This window comes from Teredinibacter waterburyi (assembly GCF_001922985.1).
GTDB classification, from domain to species: Bacteria; Pseudomonadota; Gammaproteobacteria; order Pseudomonadales; family Cellvibrionaceae; genus Teredinibacter; species Teredinibacter waterburyi.
The window spans coordinates 103,869-121,200 of record NZ_MRUH01000167.1; the positions used below are offsets into that span (position 1 = coordinate 103,869).

The 17,332-nt window shown below is 51.5% G+C and carries 16 protein-coding genes; 6 read left to right on the forward strand and 10 right to left on the reverse strand.

Annotation, left to right across the window (positions count from 1 at the left end; all coding sequences use genetic code 11):
• Positions 1–331 precede the first annotated feature (331 nt).
• Complete coding sequence (polA, locus tag IDZ20_RS13895) at positions 332–3,109, forward strand: DNA polymerase I (RefSeq protein WP_188152036.1); 2,778 nt, start codon at positions 332–334, stop codon at positions 3,107–3,109.
• Here the strand turns inward: polA and IDZ20_RS13900 are convergent.
• A complete protein-coding gene (locus IDZ20_RS13900) occupies positions 3,106–3,624 on the reverse strand; it encodes a DUF1993 domain-containing protein (protein WP_188152037.1) in 519 nt (172 codons plus the stop codon). The two genes, polA and IDZ20_RS13900, sit on opposite strands and share 4 nt — an antisense overlap.
• 145 nt (positions 3,625–3,769) lie before the next feature.
• Between IDZ20_RS13900 and IDZ20_RS13905 the strand changes: the two genes are divergently transcribed.
• The gene (locus IDZ20_RS13905) at positions 3,770–4,798 is read left to right on the forward strand and encodes a GGDEF domain-containing protein (RefSeq protein ID WP_188152038.1); all 1,029 of its coding nucleotides are present in this window, start codon (positions 3,770–3,772) and stop codon (positions 4,796–4,798) included.
• On the opposite strand, the gene arfB is transcribed toward IDZ20_RS13905, so the two are convergent.
• From arfB to IDZ20_RS13945, 8 genes are all read right to left on the reverse strand, one after another.
• Positions 4,795–5,232 carry an alternative ribosome rescue aminoacyl-tRNA hydrolase ArfB gene (gene arfB, locus IDZ20_RS13910; protein ID WP_188152039.1) on the reverse strand — a complete coding sequence of 146 codons (438 nt, stop codon included), beginning with the start codon at positions 5,230–5,232 and terminating at the stop codon, positions 4,795–4,797. The genes IDZ20_RS13905 and arfB overlap by 4 nt on opposite strands.
• A gap of 161 nt (positions 5,233–5,393) precedes the next feature.
• Positions 5,394–6,686 carry a retropepsin-like aspartic protease family protein gene (locus IDZ20_RS13915; protein WP_188152040.1) on the reverse strand — a complete coding sequence of 431 codons (1,293 nt, stop codon included), beginning with the start codon at positions 6,684–6,686 and terminating at the stop codon, positions 5,394–5,396.
• Positions 6,687–6,780: 94 nt separating this feature from the next.
• Positions 6,781–7,632: a shikimate dehydrogenase gene (aroE, locus tag IDZ20_RS13920; RefSeq protein WP_245792337.1), complete on the reverse strand. Its 852-nt coding sequence runs from the start codon at positions 7,630–7,632 to the stop codon at positions 6,781–6,783.
• Positions 7,626–8,540 carry an oxygen-dependent coproporphyrinogen oxidase gene (gene hemF / locus IDZ20_RS13925; RefSeq protein ID WP_188152041.1) on the reverse strand — a complete coding sequence of 305 codons (915 nt, stop codon included), beginning with the start codon at positions 8,538–8,540 and terminating at the stop codon, positions 7,626–7,628. The genes aroE and hemF overlap by 7 nt, the downstream gene beginning before the upstream one ends.
• Positions 8,541–8,599: 59 nt before the next feature.
• Positions 8,600–9,163 (reverse strand): L-threonylcarbamoyladenylate synthase type 1 TsaC, encoded by a 564-nt coding sequence (gene tsaC / locus IDZ20_RS13930; protein WP_188152042.1) that lies wholly within the window; start codon positions 9,161–9,163, stop codon positions 8,600–8,602.
• A 75-nt stretch (positions 9,164–9,238) separates the two neighbouring features.
• Positions 9,239–9,745, reverse strand: a complete 507-nt coding sequence (gene purE, locus IDZ20_RS13935) for a 5-(carboxyamino)imidazole ribonucleotide mutase (RefSeq protein ID WP_188152043.1) — start codon at positions 9,743–9,745, stop codon at positions 9,239–9,241.
• Between the two features lie 181 nt (positions 9,746–9,926).
• Positions 9,927–11,093 carry a DNA-processing protein DprA gene (gene dprA / locus IDZ20_RS13940; RefSeq protein WP_188152044.1) on the reverse strand — a complete coding sequence of 389 codons (1,167 nt, stop codon included), beginning with the start codon at positions 11,091–11,093 and terminating at the stop codon, positions 9,927–9,929.
• Positions 11,094–11,183: 90 nt separating this feature from the next.
• Positions 11,184–12,236, reverse strand: coding sequence for a LysM peptidoglycan-binding domain-containing protein (locus IDZ20_RS13945; protein WP_188152045.1), 1,053 nt, complete (start codon positions 12,234–12,236; stop codon positions 11,184–11,186).
• 318 nt (positions 12,237–12,554) lie between these two features.
• Here IDZ20_RS13945 and def point away from each other — a divergent pair, with 318 nt between their 5' ends.
• From def to rsmB, 3 genes are all read left to right on the forward strand, one after another.
• Positions 12,555–13,058, forward strand: a complete 504-nt coding sequence (def, locus tag IDZ20_RS13950) for a peptide deformylase (RefSeq protein ID WP_188152046.1) — start codon at positions 12,555–12,557, stop codon at positions 13,056–13,058.
• A gap of 112 nt (positions 13,059–13,170) precedes the next feature.
• Positions 13,171–14,223: a methionyl-tRNA formyltransferase gene (gene fmt, locus IDZ20_RS13955; RefSeq protein WP_188152105.1), complete on the forward strand. Its 1,053-nt coding sequence runs from the start codon at positions 13,171–13,173 to the stop codon at positions 14,221–14,223.
• On the forward strand, positions 14,220–15,662 hold the full coding sequence (rsmB, locus tag IDZ20_RS13960) for a 16S rRNA (cytosine(967)-C(5))-methyltransferase RsmB (RefSeq protein ID WP_188152047.1): 1,443 nt from the start codon (positions 14,220–14,222) through the stop codon (positions 15,660–15,662). The genes fmt and rsmB overlap by 4 nt, the downstream gene beginning before the upstream one ends.
• Before the next feature lie 52 nt (positions 15,663–15,714).
• Here rsmB and IDZ20_RS13965 read toward each other — a convergent pair whose 3' ends face one another.
• Entirely contained in the window at positions 15,715–15,876 is a 162-nt protein-coding gene (locus IDZ20_RS13965) for a hypothetical protein (RefSeq protein ID WP_188152048.1), read from the reverse strand.
• On the opposite strand from IDZ20_RS13965, the gene trkA reads away from it, so the two are divergent.
• Positions 15,875–17,329, forward strand: coding sequence for a Trk system potassium transporter TrkA (gene trkA, locus IDZ20_RS13970; RefSeq protein WP_188152049.1), 1,455 nt, complete (start codon positions 15,875–15,877; stop codon positions 17,327–17,329). The genes IDZ20_RS13965 and trkA overlap by 2 nt on opposite strands.
• The last annotated feature ends 3 nt before the right edge of the window (positions 17,330–17,332 follow it).

Consider the following 17,332-nt stretch of genomic DNA (forward strand, 5'->3'; position numbering starts at 1 on the left):
TTTTTACATCTATATATTTATGAGAACAATTACCAACAACTGCAACAGCCCGTATATAGACTAATACTATTCAAAAATCACTATATATGGTGTTTTAAGGCCAAAAAATGGGTTTTTAGATAGATAAAATTTATTTTTTGATAAGGCGATTAGTTCTCCTTTTAAGTGTTACCCCGTCACATTAATTGGCATTTGATTGATCCACGAGTCTTTAGGTAACACTTCTCCCATGACACCTGAGGTTCCACCTGCGCCTCAACTTTGCTGTATCCTTTGCGCCTAGCAGCCGAATCGTCATCGAATAAGAAATATCGAAACAAGAGAATCCCCTATGAGCAACACCACTCCACTCGTCCTAGTCGATGGTTCTTCCTACCTCTATCGCGCCTTTCACGCTCTGCCTCCGCTGGTAAGCTCTAAAGGGCAGCCAACTGGTGCGGTAAAAGGTGTGGTAAGCATGCTGCGTCGACTAAGTAAAGACTACCCAACGAGCCAGCTGGTGGTCGTGTTCGACGCCAAGGGGAAAACTTTTCGCGACGACCTATATGGCGAATACAAGGCAAATCGCCCGCCTATGCCAGATGACCTACGCTCACAGATAGAGCCGTTACATAAGATTATCGAGGCCATGGGGCTGCCACTGATCATTATCGACATGGTAGAGGCCGACGATGTTATCGGTACGCTCGCGCAAGCGGCGGGAACAGATGGCGTACCGGTTGTTATCTCTACCGGCGACAAAGACATGGCCCAGCTTGTAACGGACAAGGTAACCCTGATCAACACCATGAGTAACACGGTGATGGATCCAGAGGGAGTATGTGAAAAATTTGGTATAGGGCCTGAGCTAATCATCGATTACCTCGCTCTCATGGGTGACAAGGTCGATAATATTCCGGGCGTGCCGGGCGTTGGCGAAAAGACGGCGCTGGCGTTATTGCAAGGCTTGGGCGGACTCGATTCTATCTATAGCAAGCTCGACGCTGTCGCCGAGCTGACCTTTCGCGGCAGTAAAACTATGGCGAAAAAGCTGGAAGACAATAAAGATAAGGCCTATTTGTCCTACACGCTCGCCACTATTAAAACCGACGTTGCGCTGGAACAGCGTTACACCGATCTTAAGCAAGCTGAACCCGACAACACCACGCTGCGTAATTTATTTGTCGAGCTCGAGTTCAAGAATTGGGTCGCCGAACTGGACAGTGGCGACAATGGCGTTGGCGCCAGCGCCAAACCCAGTGCTAATGCAGTTGCGCCAACAAACCGCGATGCTAGCGCGAGCCCAGCAAGCGAGCCGGTTGAAACCGAATACGAAACCCTGTTCGATGTCACCAGCCTATCGCGCTGGCTAGATAAACTTAAATCCGCTGAGCTTTTCGCCTTTGATACCGAAACCACTAGTCTTAACTATATGGACGCCGAAATCGTCGGCGTTTCATTTGCTGTCGAGGCAGGCAAGGCCGCCTACGTACCCTGCGGACACGATTACCCCGGCGCACCAGACCAACTTGGTCGCGATGAGCTGCTCGCCGCTCTCAAACCGATTCTAGAAGACCCCAAGTTCAAAAAAGTGGGGCAGCATTTAAAATACGACGCCAATGTGTTGGCAAACTACGATATCAACTTGCAGGGTATTGCCTTCGATACCATGCTCGAATCTTATGTGCTTAATAGCACCGCGAACCGCCACGATATGGACACGCTCGCGCTCGCGCATTTGGGGCACTCGACGATTCACTTTGAAGACGTTGCTGGCAAAGGCGCTAAGCAACTTACTTTTAATCAGATCCCCTTGGAGACCGCCGCGCCCTACGCCGCCGAAGATGCGGACATCACCCTGCGCTTACACCAGAAAATGTGGCCACAACTCGAGCATCAGCCCAGCCTCTGTAAAGTGTTTAACGATATCGAACTGCCGCTAGTACCAGTATTATCAAAAATAGAACGTAACGGGGCACTGATTGATGTGATGGCACTTGCTCAACAAAGTACTGAACATGCACAGACAATGGACCGACTAGAAACGGAAGCCTACGAATTAGCCGGAGAAAAATTTAATTTAAATTCGCCCAAGCAACTCGGCGCGATTTTTTTTGAAAAGCTCAATTTGCCCGTTCTGAAAAAAACCCCTAAGGGCGCACCGTCAACGGCTGAAGAAGTATTGCAAGAACTCGCGCTCGATTATCCGCTGCCAAAATTGATTATGGAACACCGCAGCATTAGCAAACTCAAGTCGACCTATACCGACAAACTACCGCTGATGGTCAACCGCCGTACCGGTCGAGTGCATACCTCCTACCATCAAGCCATTACGGCAACCGGGCGACTTTCTTCTACCGATCCAAATCTACAAAACATCCCTATTCGCACCGCCGAAGGTCGTCGGATTCGCCAAGCCTTTATCGCCGCAACAGGTAACAAAATTCTTGCCGCCGACTACTCGCAAATTGAATTGCGTATTATGGCGCACTTGTCCGAGGATGAAGGTTTACAAGAAGCGTTTAGTAAGGGCTTAGATGTCCACAAAGCGACGGCAGCAGAAGTCTTTGATACGCCGCTGGATGCGGTGACCACAGAACAGCGACGCAGCGCTAAGGCGATTAACTTCGGTTTGATTTATGGCATGTCGGCATTTGGTTTGGCAAAACAACTCCACATCGGTCGTCACGATGCGCAGCGCTATATCGATACCTATTTCGCTCGCTACCCTGGCGTTGCCCGCTACATGGATAACATTCGCAGCAATGCCGCTGAACTCGGTTACGTTGAAACGCTGTTAGGCCGGAGACTTTATTTGCCGGAAATAAATTCCCCCAACGGCATGCGTCGCCAAGCGGCCGAACGAACCGCCATTAACGCGCCGATGCAAGGCACCGCCGCGGATATTATCAAGCGCGCCATGATTGATGTGGACGCGTGGCTTAGCGCTAGCAAGTACGACGCAAAAATGATTATGCAGGTTCACGATGAGTTGGTTTTAGAAGTCGCCGAAACACAAGTCGACGACGTTTCGACAAAACTCTGTGAGATCATGTCGAACGCCGTCGAATTGTCGGTACCGCTTCTAGTCGAAGCGGGTATTGGCGATAACTGGGATGAAGCGCACTAAGCTTTCTGCCAGTCCATCGCGCCAAGGAAGTCAGCCTTGCCCAAATCAACGCCTACAGATCGCAAAATAGAATAGGCGGTTGTAAGGTGAAAGTAGAAATTGGGCAGCGCGTATTGCTGTAGATAAATATCGCCGGAAAGCTTCGAACCTGGGTTCCAATAAAAAGTGATTTCCCGTGATTCATAGCCTGCAAAATCTTCCGCTTTAACGGTTTCCAAGAACGCGATCGTTTGATCGATCCGATCGATAAACTCCTCAAGACTGGCCTCGCTGTCATCAAACGATGGCGGGGTTAGATCCGTCAATCGTGAAATACAAAACTTAGCGGTATCACAGGTGATTTGAATCTGCTTGTTCAGGGCAAATTGGTCGGGCACCAGGCGAGTGCTGAACAGCACCGTCGCATCAACTTTTTTCAACTCAGCGTGTGTCGCTGCTTTATGCAATACGGTTTTTAAACCCCCTAAATTGCGGATAAATTGGTGCGCCGTGATGGATACAACGTCGATTTTCATGAAAGCCTCCTAAAGGCGAGCTAAGCTGTAAATACTACAGCGAGGTTACGTTACAGTAGATAGTCATATTGCAGATAGTGGTAATACAGCCGAGTCAATCACAGTGGTGTCTAATTCAATAGTATTCAATAAGGGAACACAGGTTATGCGTATAGACTACAAAGATTCTGTCGAGGAAGCTGGACAGATCGCGCGTAGCGCAATTCCCTTTGCCGCTAAACTCGGGCTGCCAATAAACCCCTACATCTATACCCTCTGCTATCAACACACCGCTAAAACCAACGACAAGTTAAGCAATGCCCTTATCGCACTTCTAGCGAGTAGCCCTACACCGACTAAAAGCGAGGTAGAAGAGCTCTACCACCAATTTGTAGTAGACGATGATTCAAAAGCAGTACAGATGCTAAAAACCGCTGTCGACAACGTAATGTCTAAGGCTCAGGTTGCGCTGCTTGATGCTCAAAACTCATCGACCGTCTACGAACAACAGCTAGGTACGGCTGGCGCCCAACTCGATGATAGTGGCGACCAAACAGAAATTATCGAAGCTATCGTTAAAAACCTTATCGCCGAAACTACGCAAATGAGCAACGTAAGTACGGAACTGCGTGAAAAGTTAACCGCCGCGCAAACCGAAATCGCCCATATGCACGAGGAGTTTACCCGGGTACGGCAAGAGTCTCTCACCGACCCACTAACCGGGCTTAAAAACCGCCGCGCCTTTGACGACGCATTTAAAACCTTGAGCGAACAGGCCCTAGAGCTCAATACACCAATGTCGCTATTGGTTATCGATATCGACCACTTTAAGCGTGTCAACGACACCCACGGCCATATCGTTGGCGATGCGGTACTGAAATGCATCGGCAATCAAATCAAGAACGTCGTTCGCGGCAATGACGTGTCAGCGCGCTTTGGTGGTGAAGAGTTCGTTTTGCTGCTGCCAGACACACCTTTAGTGGGGGCTGAGCGTGTGGCTGAGAATATTCGCGAGAGTATTGCAAAACAGACGTTGCGCCACGGTGACCATAAGATTGGTCAAGTAACCGTGTCAGTTGGCTACGCGTGTTTTAATTATGAAGAGACCATCGAAGATCTATTTGAACGCACTGATGCCGCACTTTACGAAGCGAAAATTGGCGGTCGCAACCAAGTCTGCGGTGCCTCGGATTAGTCATCGCCTCTCACCCGACCACGCGCGGCTTTTATTTTTCCTCGCTGAACCTTACCTTCTACACGGCGCTTTTTAGCGGCCTTGCTCGGTTTAGTCGCTATGCGCGGCGCTCGCGGTGCAGTCGCTTGCCGAATCAGCACCAACAACCGCTCAATCGCATCGCTGCGGTTTTTTTCCTGAGTACGAAAGTTTTGCGCCTTGATCACCAGTACACCCTCACTGGAAATACGGCTATCAGATAGCGCCAGCAGGATGCGCTTATAGTGATCTGGCAAACTGGAATTTGGGATATCGAAACGCAAGTGAATCGCGCTCGAGACCTTGTTTACATTCTGCCCGCCGGCACCTTGTGCACGCATCGCACTGCATTGAAATTCCGCTGGGTTTAGGTAAATACCGGCGCGAATATTGTAATTCTGCTCACTGCTATTCATAGCGGGTCATTCTCGGGAAACGCGGGTTATCTGTAAACCTAGCCACTGATGTTAACGTCACCAGCGCGGCTCACACCGCGACAAAATGGTGTTCACCATTGTAAGGCATACCACGAAGGAAAACAGATGTAGGGTTTGGGCCGAGCCACATGGGGTATAGATTAACGAGTATTGAGAAGAAGCTGAGCGTTATCTTGATCCAACTTGAACTGAAATTGACGCAATATATTCATTCCCAACAAGCCCTCTACTTCACCGCCTAATTCCACGGGTTTGACGGAGATCTCAACATTTTGCAACTGATAGTCGCCAAACTGAACGTTTTCAAAACGATAGACGTCGCCGCGTACACGTCCGTTGGCCGTATTAAATATACGCGTACCCAAAAAAGTTGATTGCTGCGCAGATAGGCGCTCAAACGCTCGGCGGGTAATCATGGTAACCGAAGCTCCAGTATCGAACAGCAGCTTCACAAATTCATTTTCTAACCCTAGGTTTATTAAAAAGTGATCGCCAATTCGCTGCAGCGGAATCGCCGAGGCGTAGCCCTCCCCCGCCTCGCGGCTTAGCTCCTTGGCAGTGCCATTCGAATACGACTGCAGTAATGTCGTTACCCGCTGCTGCCAACCGGGCTGCTGCCCTAACGCCTCTAAAAGTTGTTGCGCTTGCGCATCTTGTCCAGCCGCTAACAACAGCTCTGCATAGCGATAGTGATTGGCCGGCGCCGCCATATCCATCTCTAAAAGCTGGGCATAGAAGCTCTGTAGTTCAAACCAATTTTGCTCTGCCGCCATGGCGCTATCGTAGGCCTGTACAAACGACTGCAACTCCGCGGTAACACGTGCACCGTCGTTGTTGCTGTAAGCATAAGTCCTCGCACTCTGGTAAACATAGAGCGCCTCGAAGGGATAGTCTTGGACGCGATTGTATTTAGCCAATAGCAGTAATACGTCAATATCGGCGTAATAAAGATATAGCCAGGCGTCGACGAGCTCGATAAAGCTGGTGGTTTCGCCGCCGTTTAACAAGCCTTCCAAATACGCCAAAAGGTCGGCGCGCATCGCTTGCATGTCGACGCTACTGGCGCTGTTTTCATGCTCGCTATACAGGTTGATTGCTTGATTGTACTGACGTTGCTGGAGCAGCTGTGCAAATCGGTCTTGTAGTGCTAGATCGGAATTTGCAGTGGAGGCATTATCAGAATGACTAGACTGACGATCAGACGATAGCCGCCATTTACGAGCAACGGTACTGTTGTCGACCGGCGGCAAGGTGGGGGTAGTGATAGTGTTTCCTATAGGGCCACTGTTAGTCGAGGCGTGCTGCTGCCATTTGCCCAGAGTAGCGCCATTGCCATCTGCCACGCCAGCCGATTTCTCCAAGCTGGCGCCTCTACCAAACCAACCCACTGCAAATGCCGCCAATAACGCGAGTAGGTTTCGGCTGGTTAACATTTAGTGCTCACCAGCTGAACTGGCCGCAATAGTGTGATTGTCGCGAATGGTCAGCATAGATGTCGTCTGCATCTCACGGTTGGCGGTAATTGGCTTAGGCCTCTTCCTCGAGGAGCTTACTTAACTGGCTGATTATCGGTGCAGTCTCCGGCATAACGCCGCGCCAAAGTCCGAAGGATTCCGCCGCCTGACTTACCAACATACCCAAACCATCACTAAGTTTTGTTACGCCCATATCTTGGGCGAAGCCCATAAATTCAGTTGGCTCACTGCCGTACATCATATCGTACACGGCGGTTTCTACAGAGAAGCAACCAAAGTGCACGGGCGGTAGTTCGCCGGCAAAACCCGAGGAAGTGCCATTGATAATAATATCGTAGGGCTCGGCGGGAAGGTTGTTGTAGCTATAGCCTGAAACCTTACCGTATTGGCAAAACTGGGTCGCCAGCTCCTCGGCTTTAGAGCGTGTGCGGTTTGCAATGGCAACTTCCACAGGCTCTTCTTTTAACATGGGTAACAACACACCCCGTACCGCACCACCGGCACCCAGAATAAGAATTTTCTTACCTTTTATCTGCCAGCCCAAACGCTGGGTAATATCGGTAACTAGGCCGACGCCGTCGGTGTTATCGCCGAGAATATTGCCATCTTCAAGCATCGCTAAAGTATTAACCGCCCCGGCATGCTGAGCGCGCTCGGTTAGCAAAGTCGCCACTTCACAGGCCTCTTGTTTAAAAGGCACGGTGACGTTAGCGCCACTGCCGCCATTGGCAAAAAAAGCCTTGGCCGTAGCGGGAAATGCGTCTAACTCCACCAGCTCGCGGGTATATTCCAGATCTTGTCCCGTTTGGGCTGCAAACGCAGCATGAATTTCAGGTGACTTAGAATGTTCAATCGGGTTACCAAACACGCAATAACGCTGACCGTGAATAATCGTTTTTAACAAGTGATCCACTCCTTGGGTTGTAAATAATGGGTGTACAGCTCGGCTTCCGCAGTGCCTTCGGCGGGAGTCCAATCGTACTCCCAGCGCACCAACGGTGGCAGGGACATGAGTATCGATTCTGTGCGGCCACCGGTTTGTAAGCCAAATAGCGTACCGCGATCATAAACTAAATTAAATTCTACATAGCGACCGCGTCGATAAAGCTGGAAATTGCGCTCGCGCTCGCCGTAAGGCATATCTTTACGGCGATTTACGATCGGGGTGTAAGCCTTTGTGTAGCTGTCGCCTACGGCGCGCATAAAGGCGAAAGATTGCTCGAAGCCGAGCTGGTTAAGGTCGTCAAAAAACAACCCGCCAATGCCACGCGGCTCGTTGCGATGCTTTAGGTAGAAATAGTCGTCGCACCACTTTTTGTAGCGCCCATAAACGTCGCCACCAAATGGATCGCAAGCGTCTTTCGCGGTTTGATGCCAGTGGCTGCAGTCTTCGTCATTACCGTAGTAGGGCGTTAAATCATAACCACCACCAAACCACCACACCGGCTCGGCGCCGTCCTTTTCGGCGATAAAGAAGCGTACATTTGCATGACTAGTGGGGACATAAGGGTTGTGCGGGTGAATCACCAAAGACACGCCCATAGCTTCAAAACGGCGCCCAGCAAGTTCTGGTCGATGGGCCGTGGCCGATGCTGGCATTTCATTGCCAGTGACATGAGAAAAGTTTACCCCGCCCTTTTCGATAACCGCGCCGTCAGTGAGTACACGCGACTGCCCGCCACCACCCTCTGGGCGTGTCCAGGTGTCTTCAACGAATTCGGCTTTGCCGTCACAGGCAGCGAGATCCACACAGATTCTGTTTTGTAGGTCTAGAAGGTAGGCTTTTACCGCATTTTTATCCGGCACTGTCATAGGGTTTTCCGGTTTTTCTAATTCTTCTACTCCAAGCCTTTTAGAGAAGGCCTGGACGGTTAACCGCGTAGAATTGCGCCTGTGGTCAGATCGCGAATAATAGACGGTGTCTTCTGCGGGCCGACAACACCGGGAGCAAAAACAACGCCCTGCCGACCAAAATAACGTCGTGCCTGAGTCGTGCTACGCGCTGGGGATAAACCTTGCGGATTGGCAGACGTAGACACAATTGGCCCGCCGACTTGCTCGCACAGGGCCTTAACCACAGGGTGCGAGCTGACGCGGACGGCAATAGTATCATGGTCACCACAAAGCTGCTGCGACACACGTTGCCTATGGGGAACAAGCCAAGTGTTTGGGCCAGGCCAGCTGGCTTCCAACTGCGCGCGCTGTGAAGTGCTAATACCGTCTAAGAGAAACTCAACCTGATCAATTGTAGCGGCGACGAGAATCAATCCCTTGCTCCAATGGCGCCGCTTCAGTTGCAAAACGCGTTCAAGTGCGTGGCTATTATTAGGATCGCAACCTAAGCCCCATACAGCTTCGGTTGGGTAGGCAATAACGCCGCCGCGAAGTAGTTCGCGGCAAGCGTTATGAATGGCGGGGTGGGCGTTATAAATCACCTTGTCGGCCCTAACATCGTCGGCGCTAACAATACTGGTTTAGCTGCCTATATCGGTGAGGGAATGAAGTCGCGCTTACAGCGACTTCAACTTTTCCTGTAACGCAGCGTCTTTTTTTATCACTTCAGCGGCGTTAGCGGCGCGTTCGGCAATAAGTTTTTGATGCATATCGGCATCGCCAACGGCAATAATCTGTGCGGCAAGATAAGCCGCATTCTTTGCCCCAGCTTTGCCGATAGCAACGGTGGCAACCGGTATACCGCCAGGCATTTGTACGGTAGACAAAAGCGCATCTAAGCCATCTAGCGAACCGTTGATAGGGACGCCAATAACGGGGCGCAAGGTAATTGCCGATACCGCGCCAGCCAAGTGTGCCGCCATTCCTGCCGCGCAAATAAAGGCGGCACAACCGCGTTGATCAGCGTCAGTAACATAGTCGTGGGTAGCTTTTGGAGTGCGATGTGCGGAAGTAACCTTGGCTTCGAAAGGAATTTCCAGCTTATTGAGGACTGCAAAAGCGGTTTCCATAATAGGTAGGTCGGAGTCAGACCCCATTAAAATTGCAACAAATGGCTTGCTCATGACAAACGTCTCCAAATTTTATCTAAGGTTATCTATAAAAATGGTGGCGCCGACCTGTTATAGGGCGGCACGCCGTTATTGGAACAAAATTCCAATAATTTTTGAGGGCCGGCAAAGGTACTGGAATTCGTGCGTTCCGGCAAGTAATTGTCTAGACCAGACTCTTATAAGGACGGAAAGACTATACGACTCTATAGCCTTGTACGTTGCTCTGTTTGATTCGCATATAACCTGTGCCGACATTTGCCACCAAACCTTTCAATTCGAGCGTTAGTAAACATGCCATAACCTCGCCCACAGGCAGCTCGGTTCGGTCGACAAGATTATCAATGGAGGTGGCCTCATATCCGAGCGCCTGCAACACGCGGTCCTCTTCTTCATTACCGACAATTTCGGCGGCAACCGCGCTAGTATCGGGTATACGATCAAAACTCAGTTGTTGCCACTGCATGGACAAAAAGCCTTTTAACTCGTCGACTATATCCTGAGCCGTTTCAACGAGCTTGGCGCCGTCTTTGATCAAAGCGTGGCAACCACGGGCGAGAGGATTGTGGATGGAGCCGGGTATCGCAAACAGCTCGCGATTTTGCTGGACAGCGTAGCGCGCAGTAATCAACGAACCGCTGCGCACGGCGGCTTCGACAACCAAGGTTCCGTAACAAAGGGCGCTGATAATACGGTTTCGCTGCGGGAAGTTGGCGGGCTGAGCACTGGTCCCCAGTGGGAACTCACTAACAATAGCTCCACCGTTGTGCAATATCTGGTCGGCCAAGGACTTATTGCGCTGCGGGTAGAGCACATCCAAACCCGTGCCGAGCACAGCAATGGTGTATCCGCGCACACTGAGTGCGCCCTTGTGCGCTTCGGTATCGACACCCAAAGCCAAACCGCTAGTGATAGTAAATCCTGCGCTGGCAAGTGCAGCACTGAAATCATAAGCTGAACTGCGCCCAGATGGCGACGGACTACGGCTGCCAATAACGGCTATTTGTGGCATCGAAAGACGGTTAACATCCCCAGCGACATAGAGTATCGGCGGCGGACGTTTAATTTCGCGAAGCAGTTCAGGGTAATTCGGATGATCGGTATCCATCACCACAACATTATGCTGGTCGGCCCATTTTATATCTGCGCGAACTTTGTCGACGAGCGCCGATTCTTCGCCACGTTCGCGAAATTCACGTAATTGTTGAATGGCCTCAGGTGTGAGGAGATCGGCAAGGGATTCTAGCGGAGCGGAAAGCACTGCGTTGGGGCTGGAAAAACGTTCGACCAGCTTCCAATAGGTAGCGGCTCCTACACCGGGCAACCTTAACAGCAGTAGGCTTTGCTCAAGGGCACACAACATACTGTCGTCCTTGAAAGAGATGTTTGTGGTTTGATGAATATCGGAAATTTAACAGTGACAGCGCTTACTGTCACTGTTTTAACTTACAGATTACGGGTTTCGTACCCGATCGGATACAGAAATGCCGCGTTCAGCTTCAAGCACTAAGCCTAAACTGACTTTCTCGAAAGCGCGAAACACCATCAGAAGACCGGCGCGCTCATCGGGTAATTGCACCAAATCTTGACTAACGCGATCGCGGATTTTGCCACCGCGCTTATAGATAGCGAGCACATTACCTGCGCCTACGCCCTCGCGTACACCGCGGTTGATAACCACAACGTCAAGCAAGCCGACTTGGTTGATACCGTCTTCAATGGCGAGAATGACACCATTCACTTCGGTGTTTGGCGCCGAAGGATAAAAAGTCGTATCGATGGCACGCTCTTCCTGACGTAACAGGCGATCGCCGGCACGGACTTCTTCAGTGGTTCGAGTAGCTTTTAAAGTGCCAACATCACGCTCGCTGCTAATCAATTCCAAGCTGCCGATATCCTTTGCCATCATCCCCAGCATTTCACGGGTTTCTGGGTCGACGTAAACATCACCGCTGCGATACAAGCCGTAGACGCGCTCAGCCGTATCAAAATCGCCGCGCGCATAAAGTTTATCGCCAGCACCAACAATTAGATGTTCATCCATGCCAGACAAAACATAGGGAGCACCTTCTATTTCTTGTTCGTCGACAATGCGGCTACGCGACAGGAAGCTGTTAATTTCATCCAGAGGAATAGTCGCTATCGCATCTTCCGTTGCCACAACACGAGCTTTGGGTGAGAGCTTAAACACACGACCGGAGGTATCTAGTGTCAGGCGAGGTTTGCCATCCATAAAGATCAAGCGAATCAGATCGCCGGGATAGATAAGGTGAGGGTTTTTAATCTGGGTATTTACATGCCAGATTTCCGGCCACATCCAAGGGTTCTGTAGGAAGGTAGCGGAAATATCCCAAAGGGTGTCACCCTTTACCACCGTGTGGGAGGTAGGGAAGTTGTCGCGCAACTTTGGCTCTTCTGCCTTAGCGACGCCACAGAAGAGGACGCCACCGCCAAGAGCGAACGTTAATGCGAACGCGGCAATCCTTCCAGAAAATAGTCTTTTCATCACGAGGTCCTGTTGAGTTTGGCACGTTTGCGTGCCACTACCTGACGTGTTTTCGCTAAAAACGTTGTAAGAAACGACAAAGGATATCGCTACCACTAACAACAACTATCAGCGTTATAGAAGCCTTTCCGGCCACTACTGGTTATAATAGTCCATGCACGACGTCACGGTAGTGATGCAAAACGCGAATTCAAAGATGAAATCGCCGCCTGCGGCCTCATTAACCTGCACGTATCGGCACTCGAAAAACAGTATATCTGCTGTTTGATCATAATGTTAGCAGCGAAAGTTGCCTAGTTACTAGAAGTTTGTCACGTAATGGCCTTGTTACCTATACTCGAATTCCCAGATCCACGCTTGCGCACTATCGCCAAGCCGGTCACCGAAGTTGACGACCGCATTCGCACCTTAGTCGACGATATGCTCGAAACGATGTACGACGCGCCAGGCGTCGGCTTGGCCGCGACCCAAGTCAATGTTCATGAGCAGGTGATAGTGATCGATGTGAGCGAAACCAACGATCAACCGATGGTGTTTATCAACCCCAAGATCGACGTGCTCGACAATGTTATGCACGACTATGAAGAGGGCTGCCTATCGGTGCCGGGTTTTTACGAATCCGTTTCCCGTCCAGAACACGTCAGTGTTACCGCCCTCGACCGGGACGGTAATTCGTTCACCATCAAGCCGGACGGGCTTTTGGCTGTCTGCGTTCAACACGAAGTTGATCACCTCAACGGCAAGCTATTCGTAGACTATGTTTCCAATATCAAACGCCAGCGTATTCGCAAAAAACTCGAAAAACAGCAGCGAGCGCTCTAGTCAGCGCTGCGCTGATGAGCGTCGGCCTAAGTTAGGCTAGTAGCAGTAGGTGTCGCCAAAACGGCGTCGCCCTGCCGTTTTTTCTCCCGCCCTACATTAAGGTTCTCCATTGATTGCAGACACTCCGCTTAAAGTTATTTTTGCCGGCACGCCGGACTTCGCCGCTCAGCATTTGCAGGCTTTGATCGAAAGTGAGCACCAACTTATTGCCGTTTACACACAGCCGGATCGACCCGCCGGACGCGGTAAAAAACTAGCGCCAAGCCCGGTAAAGCAGCTTGCCCTGTCAGCTGGGGTCCCATTGTTTCAGCCCGCAAGTTTAAAGTCCGATGAAGCCCAAACCGAGCTAGCCGCACTTGATGCAGACGTGATGATTGTGGTGGCCTATGGATTGATCCTACCGCTCGCCGTGTTGAGCGCTCCCCGACTTGGCTGTTTAAACGTCCACGGATCTATTTTGCCGCGCTGGCGCGGTGCCGCTCCGATTCAACGGGCGATCGAAGCCGGCGACAAGGTTTCGGGTGTGACTATTATGCAAATGGACGAAGGCCTCGACACCGGCGACATGCTGTTGGTCGCCGAAACACCTATCGAAGCCACCACCAGTTCCGCCGACCTTTACCAATCCCTGGCGCAGCTTGGCCCGAAGGCCTTATTGGCAACACTTGATCAGCTGAGTGCCGGAACCGCGATAGCGCACCCCCAAGATAACAACCTCGCCAGCTACGCCCACAAAATTGACAAGGCGGAAGCCGAGATCAATTGGTCCGCCGCTGCCATCGACATCGATCGCAAAATTCGTGCGTTCAACCCCGCCCCCATTTGTTTTACCTGGCTAAACGGCGAGCGTTTCAAAATTCATGCGGCAACACCAATCGATCTCGACCCTAAAGCTGATACCAAGCCGCCAGGTACCATATTGGTCAATGATCGCCAGCAACTTTTAGTCGCCTGTGGAAGCGGTGCGCTAGCGCTGACAAAGCTCCAAGTTCCGGGTAAAAAAGCCATGTCTTTGGCCGAGTTTAGTAATGGCTACGCGCAGCTCTGCCCAATCGGATCCCGTCTTGGCGACAAGCCTGATGCCGCTGCAAACAACAGCAACGCCAGTGATAGCCCACCCCCTCAAAACGCCACTAGTCATAAAAATGGAGCGCAAAGCGCGTGACTCAACTTCGCGCTCATGCCGCCAAGACCCTCGCTAGCGTGCTGCGCGGCCAGTCGCTCGCAACCCAATTTGAAAGCGCCGCAAGCAAGGTCGATACACGCGACCGGCCCCTGTTTCAGGAGCTTTGTCTCGGTACATTACGCCGCTTCCACAGCCTTGAATTGCTAGCGCTAGCGCTGCTAGACAAGCCCTTTCGCAACAAAGACCAAGACGTATTCGCACTGTTGTTGATCGGCCTTTACCAGTTGCGCTACCTGCGTACCCCCGATCATGCGGCGATTTCCGAAACCGTAGAAGGTAGCCGCAAACTTAAAAAACCTTGGGCTAGCGGTTTGATCAACGGCGTATTGCGCAACTATTTGCGACAACAGGACGAGCTGACGGAAAGGCTCAGCAAAGACCCGGTATTTCTCTACTCGCACCCGCGCTGGCTCACCAATCGCGTACGCGCCGCATGGCCGGAGCAATGGCGAGACATCCTCAGCGCCAACAACGAAACTCCACCACTGTTTATACGCGTCAATGCCACCCGCAGTAGTGTCGCTCAGCTAGCACAGCGCTTAACCGCGGCGGATATTGGCTTTAGTCGCAATCCGATGATCCCCTCTGGCCTGCAACTCAACAGCAGTTGTGATATTCGCCAGCTACCTGGTTTTAGTGACGGTGAATTCTCGGTTCAAGACGCCGCAGCACAGCAAGCCGCGTCACTTTTAGATTTGAAACCCGGTCAGCGTGTGCTCGATGCCTGCTGTGCCCCGGGCGGAAAAACCTGCCACATCCTCGAAACCGAACCGCAACTCGAGCAGCTCATAGCTGTAGAACTCGAACCCCATCGCATGGCTCGGGTCGAAGAAAACCTTGACCGTCTCGGTTTGGCCGCCAAGGTCAAGCTGGTGGTCGGCGACGCTGCGCAACCCAACCAATGGTGGGATGGCAAAACCTTTGACCGCATTCTTCTAGATGTGCCCTGTTCAGCTACCGGTGTTATCCGCCGTCACCCCGATATAAAACTACTGCGTCGCGACAGCGATCTTGTTAAGCTTGCCACACTACAACGGCAGATTCTTCGCGCCATGTGGAGCACTCTGGCTTCCGGCGGGCGTTTACTTTATGCAACCTGCTCAGTCCTGCCAGAAGAAAACGAGCAGGTTATTGAGGAGTTTCTCGCCGAGCAAACCGACGCTTACCACCTACCCCTCAGCCAAGCGAGAAATGTACCCGCAGAAACGGAGCTTTTGGAAGGTGAAGATGGATCGATCGAGGCGGCATCTAACACTGCCGAGGCTATGTCCGAAGCCGGCATTGGCGCAAGTCTCGAACTAAGTAAAGCCGAATGGGGCAAAGTCGAATGGGGTATAGAAAGACCCTATGGACGGCAACTGTTTCCCAAAGAAAACAGCCACGACGGTTTTTACTACGCGCTTTTAGCGAAGCGTTAATTGAAGGTTAAACACGGCTCGCAGCAAATTGAGCGATCGCCAGCTAAAGTGACTAATCAGAAGTGTGCTCACAAGCGCTCTTCACAAGTACCGAGCGCACGCGAATAATGCGTTGGCACGCGAGAATAAACAGCAAGTAGACAAACCGTTGCGACGCAGGGTTTTCGCCCAGAGCGACCAACCCCCAGACATCACTGGCAAAACATACCGACATGAAAATCATCATACTGGGCGCAGGGCGGGTCGGCGGCACGCTGGCGGCGAACCTGTCCAACGAAGCAAACGATATTACCGTAGTCGATAAAAACGAAGCGGCGCTGCGCGAATTGCGCGACCGTATCGATATTGGCGTGGTGGTTGGCCATGCGTCTCATCCGGCATCGCTAATGCAAGCGGGAATAGAAGACGCCGATATGCTGATTGCGGTAACCGGGGTCGACGAGATCAACATGGTCGCCTGCCAAATAGCCCACAGCCTGTTTCGAACACCGACCAAGATTGCCCGCATCCGCTCACAGGAATACGCCCAACACAAAGGTCTATTCGATAATGCCGCAATACCGGTGGATGTAATTATTTCGCCCGAGCAGATTGTTTCGGATTACCTGTTTCGCCTAATTGAGCAACCCGGAGCCCTACAAGTTCTGGATTTTGCCAACAGTACGGTGCAGTTAGTGGCCGTTAAAGCCTATTACGGTGGCCCTCTGGTCGGCCAAGAATTGCGCTTTCTGCGCAAGCATATCCCCCATGTCGATACCCGTGTAGCCGCCATTTACCGTCGCAACCGGCCGATTACACCAACCGGTAATACCGTAATCGAAGCGGATGACGAGGTATTTTTTATCGCCGCTAAGGCCGATATTCGCGCGGTAATGAGTGAACTCCGACGGCTCGACCGGCCCTACAAACGCGTCGTAATTGCCGGTGGTGGCAACATTGGCCAGCGCCTCGCAGAGAAATTAGAAAATCGCTATTCCGTAAAAATTATCGAACGCAGTAGCGAACGTGCTGTTGAACTCACCGAACATCTAAGTAAAACCATTGTGATTCAGGGTAACGCCTCCAGCCAAGACTTGCTGCTCGAGGTGAATATCGCGGAAACCGATGTGTTTCTCGCCGTTACTAATTCCGATGAAGCCAATATTATGTCGTCGCTACTGGCAAAACGAATCGGCGCACGCAAAGTTCTCACGCTTATTGGTAACCCCGCCTATGTGGATTTGGTCCAAGGTGGTGAGATTGATATTGCCATCTCGCCCCAGCAAGCAACCATTGGCTCACTACTCACCCACGTGCGTCGTGGTGATATGGTGAATGTCCACTCATTGCGTCGCGGTGCCGCCGAAGCCATCGAAGTTATTGCCCACGGCGACCCAAGCACATCAAAGGTTGTCGGTCGTGCAGTAGAAGATATCGACCTGCCAGAGGGCGCAACCATTGGTGCCATTGTGCGGGAAGTTAGTAGCGCGCGCGGTTCTAACGAAATAATGCTCAATCCAGAGATTGCACTAACCGGCAGTACCAGCACCGATACAGTCCAAGAGGTTATTATTGCCCACGACGATATTGTTATTGAATCCGGTGACCACGTCATCGTGTTTCTGATCGACAAGCGCTACACCCGCGATATCGAACGCCTGTTTCAGGTGGGCTTTACCTTTTTATGAGTG

Bases quoted from the DNA above. Each gene is read 5' to 3' on its own strand.
- hemF (WP_188152041.1), bottom strand. From the start codon at position 8,540: ATGACAGTGCCGGATAAAAATGCGGTAAAAGCCTACCTTCTAGACCTA.
- IDZ20_RS13905 (WP_188152038.1), top strand. From the start codon at position 3,770: ATGCGTATAGACTACAAAGATTCTGTCGAGGAAGCTGGACAGATCGCG.
- IDZ20_RS13965 (WP_188152048.1), bottom strand. From the start codon at position 15,876: ATGTCGGTATGTTTTGCCAGTGATGTCTGGGGGTTGGTCGCTCTGGGC.
- arfB (WP_188152039.1), bottom strand. From the start codon at position 5,232: ATGAATAGCAGTGAGCAGAATTACAATATTCGCGCCGGTATTTACCTA.
- IDZ20_RS13915 (WP_188152040.1), bottom strand. From the start codon at position 6,686: ATGTTAACCAGCCGAAACCTACTCGCGTTATTGGCGGCATTTGCAGTG.
- IDZ20_RS13900 (WP_188152037.1), bottom strand. From the start codon at position 3,624: ATGAAAATCGACGTTGTATCCATCACGGCGCACCAATTTATCCGCAAT.
- dprA (WP_188152044.1), bottom strand. From the start codon at position 11,093: ATGTTGTGTGCCCTTGAGCAAAGCCTACTGCTGTTAAGGTTGCCCGGT.
- polA (WP_188152036.1), top strand. From the start codon at position 332: ATGAGCAACACCACTCCACTCGTCCTAGTCGATGGTTCTTCCTACCTC.
- trkA (WP_188152049.1), top strand. From the start codon at position 15,875: ATGAAAATCATCATACTGGGCGCAGGGCGGGTCGGCGGCACGCTGGCG.
- IDZ20_RS13945 (WP_188152045.1), bottom strand. From the start codon at position 12,236: ATGAAAAGACTATTTTCTGGAAGGATTGCCGCGTTCGCATTAACGTTC.
- purE (WP_188152043.1), bottom strand. From the start codon at position 9,745: ATGAGCAAGCCATTTGTTGCAATTTTAATGGGGTCTGACTCCGACCTA.
- def (WP_188152046.1), top strand. From the start codon at position 12,555: ATGGCCTTGTTACCTATACTCGAATTCCCAGATCCACGCTTGCGCACT.